This is a genomic window from Mesorhizobium sp. M0152 (assembly GCF_040322415.1).
Classification (GTDB): Bacteria; Pseudomonadota; Alphaproteobacteria; order Rhizobiales; family Rhizobiaceae; genus Mesorhizobium.
In genome coordinates this window covers 22,489-35,730 of record NZ_JAMYTH010000018.1, presented here as the reverse complement: position 1 = coordinate 35,730, position 13,242 = coordinate 22,489, and the positions used below count along the sequence as shown (strand labels likewise).

13 protein-coding genes are annotated in these 13,242 nt (G+C 63.5%); 8 read left to right on the top strand and 5 right to left on the bottom strand.

Annotated elements, in window-relative coordinates:
* Positions 1-115: 115 nt before the first annotated feature.
* From NKJ26_RS18785 to gmhB, 5 genes are all read left to right on the top strand, one after another.
* Positions 116-352, top strand: a complete 237-nt coding sequence (locus NKJ26_RS18785) for a type II toxin-antitoxin system Phd/YefM family antitoxin (RefSeq protein WP_352696475.1) — start codon at positions 116-118, stop codon at positions 350-352.
* A 357-nt stretch (positions 353-709) separates the two neighbouring features.
* Positions 710-1,342, top strand: coding sequence for a LysE family translocator (locus tag NKJ26_RS18780; protein WP_352696474.1), 633 nt, complete (start codon positions 710-712; stop codon positions 1,340-1,342).
* A 139-nt stretch (positions 1,343-1,481) separates the two neighbouring features.
* A complete protein-coding gene (gene rfaE1 / locus NKJ26_RS18775; protein WP_352696538.1) occupies positions 1,482-2,975 on the top strand; it encodes a D-glycero-beta-D-manno-heptose-7-phosphate kinase in 1,494 nt (497 codons plus the stop codon).
* 7 nt (positions 2,976-2,982) lie between these two features.
* Positions 2,983-3,555 carry a D-sedoheptulose-7-phosphate isomerase gene (locus NKJ26_RS18770; RefSeq protein ID WP_352696473.1) on the top strand — a complete coding sequence of 191 codons (573 nt, stop codon included), beginning with the start codon at positions 2,983-2,985 and terminating at the stop codon, positions 3,553-3,555.
* Positions 3,548-4,207: a D-glycero-beta-D-manno-heptose 1,7-bisphosphate 7-phosphatase gene (gene gmhB / locus NKJ26_RS18765; RefSeq protein WP_352696472.1), complete on the top strand. Its 660-nt coding sequence runs from the start codon at positions 3,548-3,550 to the stop codon at positions 4,205-4,207. Before NKJ26_RS18770 ends, gmhB begins: the two co-directional genes overlap by 8 nt.
* Before the next feature lie 4 nt (positions 4,208-4,211).
* Here gmhB and NKJ26_RS18760 read toward each other — a convergent pair whose 3' ends face one another.
* Entirely contained in the window at positions 4,212-5,006 is a 795-nt protein-coding gene (locus NKJ26_RS18760) for a glycosyltransferase family 2 protein (RefSeq protein ID WP_352696471.1), read from the bottom strand.
* A 254-nt stretch (positions 5,007-5,260) separates the two neighbouring features.
* Entirely contained in the window at positions 5,261-5,740 is a 480-nt protein-coding gene (locus tag NKJ26_RS18755; protein ID WP_352696470.1) for an Lrp/AsnC family transcriptional regulator, read from the bottom strand.
* A 236-nt stretch (positions 5,741-5,976) separates the two neighbouring features.
* Between NKJ26_RS18755 and trxB the strand changes: the two genes are divergently transcribed.
* Together trxB and NKJ26_RS18745 are read left to right on the top strand one after the other, a co-directional pair.
* Positions 5,977-6,951 (top strand): thioredoxin-disulfide reductase, encoded by a 975-nt coding sequence (gene trxB / locus NKJ26_RS18750; RefSeq protein WP_027026715.1) that lies wholly within the window; start codon positions 5,977-5,979, stop codon positions 6,949-6,951.
* 81 nt (positions 6,952-7,032) lie between these two features.
* Positions 7,033-7,929, top strand: a complete 897-nt coding sequence (locus NKJ26_RS18745; RefSeq protein WP_352606599.1) for a LysR family transcriptional regulator — start codon at positions 7,033-7,035, stop codon at positions 7,927-7,929.
* A gap of 39 nt (positions 7,930-7,968) precedes the next feature.
* On the opposite strand, the gene NKJ26_RS18740 is transcribed toward NKJ26_RS18745, so the two are convergent.
* Positions 7,969-8,466 carry a methyltransferase family protein gene (locus NKJ26_RS18740; protein WP_352696469.1) on the bottom strand — a complete coding sequence of 166 codons (498 nt, stop codon included), beginning with the start codon at positions 8,464-8,466 and terminating at the stop codon, positions 7,969-7,971.
* A gap of 731 nt (positions 8,467-9,197) precedes the next feature.
* Complete coding sequence (locus NKJ26_RS18735; RefSeq protein ID WP_352696468.1) at positions 9,198-11,249, bottom strand: elongation factor G; 2,052 nt, start codon at positions 11,247-11,249, stop codon at positions 9,198-9,200.
* Between the two features lie 315 nt (positions 11,250-11,564).
* On the opposite strand from NKJ26_RS18735, the gene NKJ26_RS18730 reads away from it, so the two are divergent.
* Positions 11,565-11,960, top strand: a complete 396-nt coding sequence (locus NKJ26_RS18730) for a (R)-mandelonitrile lyase (RefSeq protein WP_352606605.1) — start codon at positions 11,565-11,567, stop codon at positions 11,958-11,960.
* A gap of 60 nt (positions 11,961-12,020) precedes the next feature.
* Here the strand turns inward: NKJ26_RS18730 and NKJ26_RS18725 are convergent, their stop codons facing one another.
* Positions 12,021-13,223: a pyridoxal phosphate-dependent aminotransferase gene (locus tag NKJ26_RS18725; protein ID WP_352696467.1), complete on the bottom strand. Its 1,203-nt coding sequence runs from the start codon at positions 13,221-13,223 to the stop codon at positions 12,021-12,023.
* Positions 13,224-13,242 lie beyond the last annotated feature (19 nt).

Below are 13,242 nucleotides of genomic sequence, written 5' to 3'. Positions count from 1 at the left end.
TCCTTATAGGGGAGGCCAGCCGGGCTGTCGACAAAGCAGGCGATTGCCTTGTGCCCTTGTTTCCGTGCTTGTCTATTTTGTCTGTTTTGTCTATTATGCACAAAACGGAGTGGCTATGAAACACTATCCATCCACCGATCTGAAACAGAATCTTGGAGACGTGCTTGCGGCCGCCAGCCAGCAGCCCGTCTCCATCACTCGTCACAACAAACCGAGATACGTCCTGATGAGCATCGAGGCCTACGAGGCTCAATTCGCCAACGACAGCCGCCGCGCCTACGCGGCTAAGGACGCCCCGTCCGAACATGTCGAGATGCTTGAAGAATACGCTGCCGAGTTGGATCGTGATTAAACCCAGGCTCCTTTCCTCTCCCTCCCAAGGGGGGAGAGGTGACTCGGCGAAGCCGAGACGGAGTGGGGGAACCACCTGGCAACCGCTGCGAACGGACATAAGAAGGGCACCAGGCGCAAGGATCGCCTCGCCTTGCGCCCAAGGGTCGACCCCCACTCCGTCGAGCTTCGCTCGACACCTCTCCCCCGATCGACGGGGGAGAGGAAGGGCTCCCTTCCGCAACTGCTGCGGAGGACGGGCAAGGGGCGGCGCCAACGCCTCGAAAGGGCAATAGGACGAATTCGAAGATACATCTGTGCTATCGCCAACATGGAGCAAAGCGCAGCCTGTCAGAGACGCAATTACCAGGGGACAAAAATGCCGTCGACCGAATTGCTCATCGCGTTTTTCGCCACTACGGCGATCTTCGCCTATATTCCCGGCCCGGCCATGCTCTATGCAGCCGCGCAGACGATGGCGCGTGGGCGCTGGTCGGGGCTGACGGCGGCGCTCGGCATTCATCTCGGCGGCTATGTCCATGTCTTTGCCGCCGCTGCCGGCCTGTCCGTGCTGTTTCATGCGGTGCCGCCGCTTTACATGGCGGTCAAGCTGATCGGCGCGCTCTACCTGGTCTGGCTCGGGGTTTCCTTGTTCCGCAAGCGCGTAGAAGGCGACACGGCGCTGCCGATGATCGAGCGCAAATCGGCCCGACGCGCGTTTTTCGAAAGCATCGCCGTCGAGGTGCTCAATCCCAAGACCGCGATCTTCTTCATGGCGTTCCTGCCTCAGTTCATCGACGCCTCGGCGGCATTCCCGATCTGGCTGCAATTCGTCGCGCTAGGCACCATCGTCAACCTGATGTTCTCTTCTGCCGACGTCGTCTGCGTGTTCCTGGCCGGCGCGGTGATCGGCCGGCTGCGGCGTTCCAGCCGTGCGCAGCGCCTGATGCAGCGGGCCGGCGGCGCGGTGCTGGTCGGGCTGGGCGTCCACGTTGCCCTGCAGAAGAGCTGACAGCTCAGTCGTCGTAGTCATGTCCTGCCGTTGCGCTGTATGGATTTGCGGTATATCGGCTTCGCCATGAACGATCCGGCCCGTCAATTGATGATGACCAGCAAGATTGAGATCGACCTTCCCGCGCGTTGCCAGTGACATGATCAAGCACAATCCACCTTCTCCCGAACCCCTGCACCGCGCCATTGCGCGGTTCGGGCAGGCCACCGTGCTGGTGGTCGGCGACATCATCCTCGATCGTTTCGTCAACGGCGTGATCGAGCGGATCTCGCCGGAGGCGCCGATCCCAGTGCTGCATGGGCGCGGCGAAAGCTCGGCCATGGGCGGTGCCGGCAACGTCGTGGCCAACATCATCTCGCTTGGGGCGCGTGCCATTCCGGTCTCGGTGATCGGCACCGACACGGCCGGCGACAGCCTGATGCGGATGCTCGGTGATCTCGGCGCCGACACGGCAGGCCTGACGCGGGAGCGCGACCGCATGACGTCGTCGAAGAGCCGCTTCAGCGCGCTGAACCAGCAGGTGCTGCGCTTCGACGAAGAAGAAATCAAGCCGCTCGGCGCGGCGGAGCGAGCGGGCCTGGTGAGCCATTTCCGCGCGGCTCTGACGCGCGCCGACATCGTCATCCTGTCCGATTACGGCAAGGGCGTCCTGCTCGACGGCGTCGCCGCCGAGTTGATCGCCATTTGCCGCGAGGCGGGAAAGCCGGTGCTGGTCGACCCCAAGGGCCGCGATTATGCCCGCTATTCAGGGGCGACCGCCATCACGCCCAACCGCAAGGAGCTAGGCGAAGCTGTCGGCCATGCGGTGTTCGCCGATGACGAGATCGTGGCGGCCGCGCGGGAGTTGATCTCGGCACATGGTTTCGAGTTCGTCGTTGCCACCCGCAGCGAAAAGGGCATGAGCGTGGTCGATCCGGCCGAAGCGCGCCACATCGCCACCCAGGCGCGCGAAGTGTTCGACGTCTCGGGCGCCGGCGATACTGTGATCGCGAGCTTCGCGCTGGCACTGGCGGCGGGCGCCGATCCTGTCGCGGCGGCCTCGATCGCCAATGCGGCCGGCGGCGTGGTCGTCGGAAAACGCGGCACTGCGCGGCTGACGGTCGAGGAACTCTCCGGCGCGCTGTTCCGCTCGCATGGACCGACCACCCACAAGGACGCCATCCTCGATGCCGCATCGGCCGCGCGCATGGTGGCGGCGTGGAAGGAGGAGGGGCTGAGCGTCGGATTCACCAATGGCTGCTTCGATATACTGCATGCCGGCCATGTCAGCCTGCTGCACGCGGCGCGCAGCCAGTGCGACCGGCTGGTGCTCGGCCTCAACAGCGACGCCTCTGTGCGGCGGCTGAAGGGGCCAGGGCGACCGGTCAACGATCAGCATGACCGGGCCTGCGTGCTCGCGGCGCTTGCCTCGGTCGACGCGGTCGTGGTGTTCGAGGAGGATACGCCGCTGGCGCTCATCGAAGCGCTGCTGCCCGATATACTGGTCAAGGGCGCGGATTATACGGTCGACACCGTGGTCGGCGCGGACGTGGTGCAGAAGGCCGGCGGGCGCATCGTGCTGGTCGATCTCGTCGCCGGCAAAAGCACCACCAGCACCATCGGCAAATTGCGCGCCGGCGGCACCACCAACTGAGGGTTTCATGTCTGAACTGAACGATTACCTGGTCCGCTCGGCGGCCGCGATCACGGCCATGGCCGAGCGCGACCTGACCGGCGAGATGGAGCGGGCGGCGAGCGCCGTCGTGACGGCGCTTTCGCAAGGCAAAGCTTTGCTGATCGCTGGCAATGGCGGTTCGGCCAGCGACGCCATCCACATCGCCGGCGAGTTGGTCGGCCGCTTCCTCAAGGAGCGCAAGGCCTACAATGTCATCGCGCTGCCGGCCAATGCCGCGGTGCTGACCGCCTGGGGCAACGACTATGGCTTCGACACGGTGTTTGCGCGCCAGGTCGAGGCGCATGGCTCGGCCGGCGGCGTGCTTCTGGCGATCTCGACCAGCGGCAATTCGCCGAGCATCCTGGCCGCCGCCGAGCAGGCGCGAATGATGAGCATGACGGTGATCGGCCTGACCGGCGACACTGGCGGCAAGCTGAAGCCGCTCTGCGATATCCTGCTCAATGTGCCCTCGACCTCGACGCCGATCATCCAGCAAGGGCACCTATGTCTCTACCATCATCTCTGCGAGGTGGTCGAAGCGCGCCTCTCAAATGGCTGACAAGGCAGGGATGCAGCACCCGCTGACCGAGCCGGGCCTGTGGGTCGAGCGGGTCGGCGACCGGGTTTTCCCGGGACGCAAGCCGGCGCTGTTCCTCGACCGCGACGGCACCATCAATGTCGATACCGATTACCCCAGCGACCCCGCCGAGATTGAACTCCGGCCGCAGATGGTGCCTGCAATCGCTGCCGCCAACCGGGCCGGGATCCCTGTGGTCGTGGTGACCAACCAGTCCGGCATCGCGCGCGGCTATTTCGATTGGAGCGTCTTTGCCGCGGTGAACGGCCGCGTGCTCGACCTGTTGCGCGATCAGGGGGCGTTCGTGGACATGGTGCTTGCCTGCGCGTATCACGAAGCCGGCGTCGGGCCGCTCGGCGCATCCGACCATCCGATGCGCAAGCCCAATCCGGGCATGCTGATCGAGGCGGGCAAGCGCCTCGGCCTCGATCTCCAGCGGTCCCTTATCGTCGGCGACAAGCTGGCCGACATGCGGGCGGGCCAACGCGCCGGACTGTCGCAGGGCTGGCTGGTCGATGGGGACGCGGCGGGCCAACCCGGCTTCGCCATCAAGCCCTTGCGCGACAGCAGCGACCTCGGCGGCCTGCTCGCCGCCATCGAAAAGCTTGGCCCGGATCGTAGTTCCCAAGCCTGACAAGTCACGCCGGATCGTTGTCTTGGGAGGCTTCGTAGAGTTTGGCCTCGGTGGCGAACGAATAGATCATCACCGACATCGAATAGACGAAACCATGCCGGCCGCACAGGAAGTAGCGCTTGGCCAGATAGAATTTCAGGAAGTTGCCGAGCGGCGAGAGCACCAGCCGCACCAGGCCAGGCTTCTTGCCCTTCTCGACCAGCGTGGCGACCTTGAGGCTGGAGTAGGTGTTGGCTCTCGCCAGATCCTCCGCCACGGTCACTTCGCGACGATGCAGGAGAACCCCACTGTCGATCGTGCGAGTTTCGCCGGGGACTTCGAACGATTCATGCACCCGCAAACTGAGATCCATGGTGGCCTTGTCACGACGGAAAAGGCGCAGCAGCCGGTTGTGCAGCACCCAGCGGTGCGCATAGCCGTAACCTTTCAACTTGTCTCTGCGTCTGATGTACCATCCGTCGACGGCGTCGCTGCCGGGTTGCGTGACGGCGATGATCGACTGCCGGAGCGTGCCGTCCACGGCCTCGTCGGCTTCGATCGCAAGGCACCAGGGCTGGCTGGCGTGGTCGAGCGCGAATTGCCGCTGGCGCGGGAAACCCGGCCACGCATTATGCAGCAGCCTTATTGGATAGCCCTTGGCGATGTAGCTTTCCACACAGGCGACCGTGCCGTCGGTGGAGCCGGAATCGACGATGATGATCTCTGCGCAGAAGTCGATGCTCTCCAGGCACTGGCCGATCATGTCGGCCTCGTTCATGCAGATGACCAGCGCCGAAATCGGGCTAGAAAATCGAGTCATGGTTCCCCTTCCCATGCCATGTCGTCCTCGGGATTTACGCTGGCTGCGTCATCCCTTTCCCCAATCCCGGACGGAAAACCGTTGCACATTTTTTCTGGAATTGCTTCAGAAACCAACCAGACTGCCCGATTGAGCGGTTAAAGTCCGGACAGAGCGGTCCAGCCTTGTATCTCAGTCTGTCGGATACCAACGCGGCGGCGGTGTGGCGGAAGTCCGAATTTCGCATGGGCAGGCGTGTTGGGGCCCGACCGACCTCAAATCCGCTCGAACGAGACCAGGCCCTCATCCTTGACCCGGCGGATGGTGAGCGCGGTGCGCACCGTGTCGACATTCGGCGTCGAGGTCAGGTCTTCGATGACGAAGGTCTGGAAGGTGCCGAGGTCGCTTGCCACGCAATGCAGCAGGAAGTCGGATTCACCCGACACCATCCAGGCGTCGCGAACGATCGGCCAGCCGCGTGTGCGCTCGGCGAAGGTGCGAAGCTCGGCATCTGCCTGGTGATGCAGTCCGACCAGGCAGAAGGCGACGACGTCGAGGCCGAGCGCCGGCGCGTTGAGCAGGGCGCGATAGCCGCGGATGATACCGCTTTCCTCCAGCCGTTTGACGCGGCGCAGACAGGGCGGCGCCGAAATGCCGACGCGGTTCGACAATTCGACATTGGTCATGCGGCCGTCGCTCTGCAATTCGCGCAGGATCTTCCAGTCGATGGCGTCGAGGTCGGCCTTGAGCGGCATTGCGGGCTCGCGATGTTCAGGGTGACGAAAGAATCTTGCGCGATTTTGTGATTAAACGACTTCGCTGTCCATTCCATCCCTCGCCAGGAATATTTCGCGGCATCCGCCGCGGCAAAGCTTTCCGGGGACGAATGTCAACTTGCCTTGCTGGCATCGTGGGCAACACTTACATTACGCGCGACATCGACGAGTTTTTCCATGCCGCAATCGCCCGGCAGCCCTCGCAGAGGCTTTTCATGAACACCAAGCACGCGCCTGTTCTCATCATCGGTTCCGGCCCGGCCGGCTACACCGCGGCGATCTATGCCGCCCGCGCCATGCTGAAGCCGATGCTCGTCGCCGGCCTGCAGCAGGGCGGCCAATTGATGATCACTACCGATGTCGAGAACTATCCCGGCTTCGCCGATCCCATCCAGGGCCCCTGGCTGATGGAACAGATGCTGAAGCAGGCCGAGCATGTCGGCACCGACATCGTCAACGACATCATTACCGAGGTCGACCTCAACGTGCGGCCGTTCCGCGCCAAGGGCGATTCCGGCACCACCTACACGGCCGACGCGCTGATCATCGCCACCGGCGCGCAGGCCAAATGGCTGGGCATTCCAAGCGAGCAGACCTTCATGGGCTTCGGCGTGTCCGCCTGCGCGACCTGCGACGGCTTCTTCTATCGCGGCAAGGATGTGGCGGTGGTCGGCGGCGGCAATTCGGCGGTGGAAGAGGCGCTTTATCTGTCGAACCTCGCCAAGAGCGTGACCGTCATTCACCGGCGCAGCGACTTCCGCGCGGAGCGCATCTTGCGCGAGCGGCTGTTGAGGAAGGATAATGTCCACGTCATCTGGGACACGGTGGTCGACGAGATCACCGGCCGTCCCGGCAAGACGCCCTTGCCGCCCTCGGTCGAGGGGTTGAAGTTGCGCAACGCTGTGACCGGACAGGAAACGCTGCTGAAGGTCGACGGCGTGTTCGTGGCGATCGGCCATGCGCCGGCGGTCGAGCTGTTTGCCGGCAAGCTGAAGCAGAAGCCGAACGGCTATCTGTGGACCGCACCGGATTCGACGCGCACCGACGTGCCCGGCGTGTTCGCGGCCGGCGACGTGACCGACGACATCTACCGCCAGGCGGTGACGGCGGCGGGGCTCGGCTGTATGGCCGCGCTCGAAGCGGAGAAATATCTGGCCGGCATCGAGGTGCATCGTGAGGCAGCGGAATAGGGGCCGCTTGTGAAACGGCTTAGAAACGCCGTGTAAAAGCCTGATTTTTCATTCAGACGCCAAAGCGGAACGAGGGGTATCATGGCGTTGGACTGGGACAAGCTACGCGTGTTTCACGCTGCGGCGGAAGCGGGATCGTTTACGCATGCGGCCGAGACCTTGCATCTGTCGCAATCGGCGATCTCGCGGCAGGTCAGCGCTCTCGAGCATGACGTCGGCGTGCCGCTGTTCAACCGTCATGCCCGCGGCCTGGTGCTGACCGAGCAGGGCGAAATGCTGTTCCGCACGGCGCACGACGTGCTGATGAAGCTCGAGACCATCAAGTCGCGCCTGACCGAGACCAAGGACCGGCCGTCCGGCGTGCTCCGGGTGACCACGACGGTGGGGCTTGGCGCCGGCTGGCTGACCGAGCGGGTGCAGGAATTCATCGAGCTTTACCCCGAAATCAGCCTGCAATTGATCCTCGCCAATGAGGAACTCGACCTCACCATGCGCCAGGCCGATTGCGCCATCCGGCTGCGCCAACCGCAGCAGCCGGACCTGATCCAGCGCCGCCTGTTCACCGTGCATTTCCATCTTTACGCCGCCCCTTCCTATGTCGCCAAGCATGGCAAGCCGGCTTCGGTGGCAGAGCTGAAGGCCCATCGCATCGTCACCTTCGGCGTGCCGGTGCCGTCGCATCTGTCGGAGTTGAACTGGCTGGAGACGGTCGGCGATTTCGAGGGCGGCCAGCGCGTGCCGACCTTGCAGATCAACGACATCCTGTCGATCAAGCGGGCGGTGGAGGGCGGCGCCGGCATCGCCATGCTGCCCGATTATGTGATCTCCAAGGATTCCGGCCTGGTGCAGTTGCTGCCGGAGACGGAAGTGCCGTCCTTCGACACCTACTTCGCCTATCCGGACGCGATGAAGAACCAGGCGAAGCTGCATGTGTTCCGCGATTTCATCATCGCGAAGGCGCGTAGCTGGTCGTTTTGACGAGGCTGGCGCGGCCCTGCCTGTCCCTGACGTGTGTCTCTATCCCCGCCAGGGCCTCAGCCGCGGCAGCCAGCCGGGCACGTTGCGTCGATAGGTCTCGTATTCGGCGCCGTAGCGGCTGGCGAGCGTCGGCTCCTCGTAGAGCCTGACGAAAGACCCCATGGCGATCGCAGCGATGATGGCATAGGCGACCAGCGTCCAGCTCGAAAACAGCAGCGCCTGGCCGAGGATGATCGACAACACGGCGACATACATCGGGTTGCGGACATGGCGGTAGATGCCGCCGATCACCAGCCGCTCGGTCGGCGCGACCGGGGCGGGCGTACCCAGCCCTTCCAGTGCGAATCGGGCGAAGGCATGCAGCAGTACGGCGCTCGCGGCGGCGACAAGGAGGCCGCCGGCGAGGACAAAGCCCGGCACCCGCGACCAAGGCAAGCTCCAGCGGTCGCTGAGCAGCCAGGGTACAAGTCCGGCGACCACGCCGGGTGCCGCAATCAGGAAAATGGCACTGCCGGCAATCGCTGAAAAAGGACGCATTGGCTATACCTTGCGTGGATGCCTCACAATTGAACGGCTGTTGCCCGATTCCACGTCATTTGGTATTTTGAATGTTTTGGAGCAAACTCGGCTGCGATTTGCATTTTAGCGGCCACAAATGTCCCATCGTGCCGCTCATTTTCCACGATTTTGCTGGTCCTATAGGCTCCCGAAGCGGGTTAGACCACAGCCTGCGTCTTTTTGCATGCGTGTGTTGCAAAATAGATGCTTGTTTCTTGGGCATGGTGAGCACATATATAGACCATCTCCTGGGCGCGTTCTCCTCCCATTAGCGCCCTAGAGTGTTCCCCTCTGGAGGTTAGCCTTAACAGGCACTTCCAATCAAACTCAGCCGGATCTTCATTGATCCGGCTTTTTTGTTGCCCGGATCCAGCCGGGCCGGCCGAAAAATTCACATGAATAGCCGCGTAACAGTGTCATGTAACCTTTGGTAACATGACAAATGGCTCTTCCACTGGTAAGCAGACAGTAGGACGCGGTGTGGTTCGGACGGGAGATGGGGGCATCACTCGGACGACCCGGGCTCAGGCGGCTACCGCGTCCGAACCTTTTTTTGCCGAAGCTCGGCGACTGTGCATGCGGCGGACCTGCCGTTTCTCCTCCCAAGAAAACGGTCCGCAAACAAAAACGACGCCCGGCTCTCCGGGCGTCGTTTTCATTTTCGCCCGCCCTCGAACCAAGATTCGAGGGCGGCATTGCACCGATAGCGATCAGGCTGCCTTGCCGCTGGCATTCAGCGCCTCGTCGGCGAGACGGCCGGTGAGCTCCGCCATGTGGTCGAAGACGGCGCGATAGCTAGCCACGCCCGCGGTTGCCGAACGCAACTCGACGATCAAGTCGCCGATCTCGGCCTGCGGCATGGTCGCCTCCACGACATCCCATCCCGGCCAGTCGGGACGCGCGTCATAGCCGAGAATCTGGCCGCGCCGCTGCGGGATCAACGCGATGATCTTCGACGTCGCGTCCGAGGGCGTGACGATCTCGACCTTCATCACCGGCTCCAGAAGCACCGGCGAGCACGCCGCCATGCCTTCCTTCATCGCCAGCTTCGCCGCCATCTGGAAAGCCATGTCGGAGGAATCGACCGCATGGTAGGACCCGTCCGACAGGTTGACGGCGACATCGACGACAGGAAAGCCGAGCGGGCCGGACTTCAGGTAATCGCGCACGCCGGTCTCGACCGACTGGATATAGGTCTTCGGTACGACGCCGCCGGTGATGGTGTCGGTGAACTGAAAACCGGAGCCGCGGGGCAGCGGCTTGATCTCGATCACCACGTCGCCGAACTGGCCGTGGCCGCCGGACTGTTTCTTGTGGCGGCCGCGCTGCTGCACGGATTTGCGGATCGTCTCGCGATAAGGCACCGCCGGCGCATGGCCCTCGACCGGGATCTGGTTCTTGCCCTCCAGCCGCTCGCGCACGACGCGCAGGTGCATCTCGCCATGGCCCGACAGCACGGTCTCGGCCGAATCCTGGTTATGGTGCAGGCTGAGCGAGGGGTCTTCCTCGGCCAGGCGCTGGATGGCCGCCGACATCTTCACCTCGTCCTTGCGCTCCTTGGGGCGCAGCGCGAAGGCGAAGACCGGTTGCGGCGGTGCGCCATCGAACAACTGCTTGGTGCCGCCCTTGGCCGAAGTCAGCGTCTGGCCGGTCTTGACGTCGTCCAGCTTGCCGAGCGCCACGGTGTCGCCGGCTTTCGCGGCGGTAAGCTTGACCTGGTCCTTGCCGAGCATCCTGTAGATGCCGGAGACCTTGGCGGAACCGCCGCCGGGCAGCCAGAGTTCGGAGCCGTCGGCGACCTGACCGGACAGGATACGCGACACCGACAGCTTGCCGCCATGAGGCGTGTGGATGGTCTTCATCACCTGGACCACGGTGGCGTTGCCGTCGGCCGCGCCGAGCCGCTTGCGGGTCGCCTCGATATCGGGCGCGTCGTGGCGGATCGCTTTCAAGAGGCGCAGCACGCCGTTGCCCTTTTCGGCGCTGCCGATCAGCACCGGCGTCACCGCGCCCTCGCGCAGATCGGCGGCAAGATCGTCGAAGATGGCGTCCTTCGGCGGCTTGATCTCTTCCAGCAATTGTTCCATCAGCTGGTCGTCATGGTCGGCCAGCGTCTCCAGCATGGAGAAGCGTGCCTCCAGCTCCCGCGCCTTGTCGTCGCCCGGTATCTGGGCCACCTCGCTTTCGGCATATTCGCGGTAGATGTAGGCGCGCTCCAGCGCCAGGTCGATCGAGCCGATGACGACGCCGTCCTTGCGCAGCGGAATCTGGCGCAGGAGCAATGGCACCGAGCTTGCCGGCTGCAGCATCTTCAGTGTGTCGCGCACGCCCGCTGTCGCCTTGTCGACCTTGTTGAGGAACAGCAGGCGCGGCACGCCGAGATCGTCGAGCTTGCGCATGATGAGCTGCAGGGCGGGAATCTTCTTTTCGTCGGCCTCGGCCACGACAACGGCGAGGTCGCAGGCGGCCAGAACCGGTTCGGCTTCGAAGGAAAATTCGATAGAGCCTGGACAATCGAGGAAGGTGAACGGCTCGCCCATGAATTCGGTGGTGGCGATTGTCGCCTCGACGCTCATGGCATGGGCGCGCGCCTCTGGCGAATGATCTGAAACGGTGTTGCCTGATGAAACGGGATTTTGTCGGGGAATTGCGCCCGTGCGGGCCAATATGGCTTCGAGAAGTGTCGTCTTACCGCTTGCGAAGGGACCGACTATGGCAATGCATTTCGGTCCCGTGCGTCGTCCTCCGGCGCGAGTACCCATGACTGACCTCCACTCAGGCGTTTCCCGTAGGACCGACTGGCATTCATGGTTCAGGCGTGGTCGATCGGTCCTGAGCGGCGGCCGGCCTGTTCGACCGTCGCGGGCGGGGTTTTTTTCATGTCGCCACCTGCCCGAAACCATCGTCCCACTTGTTTGCCGGCAGGGCAAGGAAAATAGAAATCGGTCGCCGTGGCGTCATGCGTCGATCGGATGCGGAGCCACCGGCCGGAACCTGTTGCGCGTTGGCCGACATCGGTCGAAACTGAGGGCGAGCGATTTTATCCCCCATCTGCTTACGGCTTCGGGATCACCAGCATGAAGATCATTGCCTGCGGCAGCGTGCCGACCATCATAGCGCCGGAAAAATACTTCACCGGCCGGGTTCAGCAGACGCCGATCATCGAGAAGGAGGCACCGGCGCGGCTGCGGGCGACGCTGGTCAGTTTCGAGCCGGGCGCGCGCACGCATTGGCACACGCATCCGTTGGGCCAGACGCTCTATGTCACCTCAGGCGCAGGCCTTGCCCAGACTTGGGGCGGTCCGGTGCAGGAGATCAGGGCCGGCGATGTCATCTCGTTCGAGCCCGGGGAGAAGCATTGGCATGGCGCGGCGTCGAAAACGACGGTGACCCATATCGCCATGCAGGAGGCACTGGACGGCGTGCATGTCGACTGGCTGGAAGCGGTCACGCCGGCGCAATATGGCGGCTGAGCGCTGGGTCGAGCCCGTCAAAAACCCGGCGCTTGGCCGGGTTTTGACGATGAGTTCTGATCAGGTCAGCGATGCCGTGAAGCGCTGGATGCGCGTGCAGGCCTCCTCCAGCAGGGCCTCCGAGGTGGCGTAGGAGATGCGGAAGTTGGGGCCGAGGCCGAAGGCCGAACCGAAGACGACCGCGACGCCCTCGGCCTCGAGCAGTTCCGAACAGAAGACCTCGTCGTTGTCGATGACCTTGCCGGTTTTCGTCTTCTTGCCGATCAGCTGGGCGCAGGACGGGTAGACGTAGAATGCGCCTTCCGGCGACGGGCATGTGATGCCGCGCGCCTGGTTGAGCATCGACACGACGAGGTCGCGCCTGCCTTGAAAGATCGCCTTGTTCCTGGCGATGAAGTCCTGCGGGCCGTTGAGCGCTTCCACCGAGGCCCATTGCGCGATGGTGCAGGCCCCCGATGTCTGCTGGCCCTGGATCATGTCCATCGCCTTGATCAGCTGGACGGGACCGGCTGCATAGCCGATGCGCCAGCCGGTCATGGCATAGGCCTTCGAGACGCCGTTCATGGTCAGCGTGCGCTCATAGAGTTTCGGCTCGACCTCGGCGATGGTCTTGAAGATGAAGTCGCCATAGGTCAGGTGCTCGTACATGTCGTCGGTCAGCGTCCAGACATGCGGATGCTTCAACAGCACGTCGGCCAGCGCGCGCAATTCGGCTTGCGTGTAGGCGGCGCCGGACGGGTTCGACGGCGAATTCATCAGCAGCCATTTGGTCTTCGGCGTGATGGCTCTTTCGAGCACTTCGGGGGTCAGTTTGAAACCATTGTCGATCGAGGTGTCGGCGAACACCGAGTTGCCGCCGCAGATCGCTACCATTTCGGGGTAGCTGACCCAGTAGGGGCGGGGAATGATGACCTCGTCGCCGGGGTTCAGCGTCGCCATGAAGGCGTTGAACAGGATCTGCTTGCCGCCGGTGCCGACAATGGTCTGCTCGGGCCTGTAGTCGAGATTGTTCTCGCGCTTGAACTTTTTCGCGATCGCCTCGCGCAGCGGCGCGATGCCCGAAACCGGCGGGTACTTGGTTTCGCCGCGGCGGATCGCCTCGATCGCCGCGTTCTTGATGTTGTCGGGCGTGTCGAAATCCGGTTCGCCGGCGCCCAGGCCAATCACGTCACGGCCGGCATTTTTCAACTCGCGCGCTTTCTGCGTCACCGCGATGGTGGCGGAGGGCTTCACGCGGGAAAGTGTGTCGGCAAGAAAGGCCATGACCTTTTGTCTCTCCTGA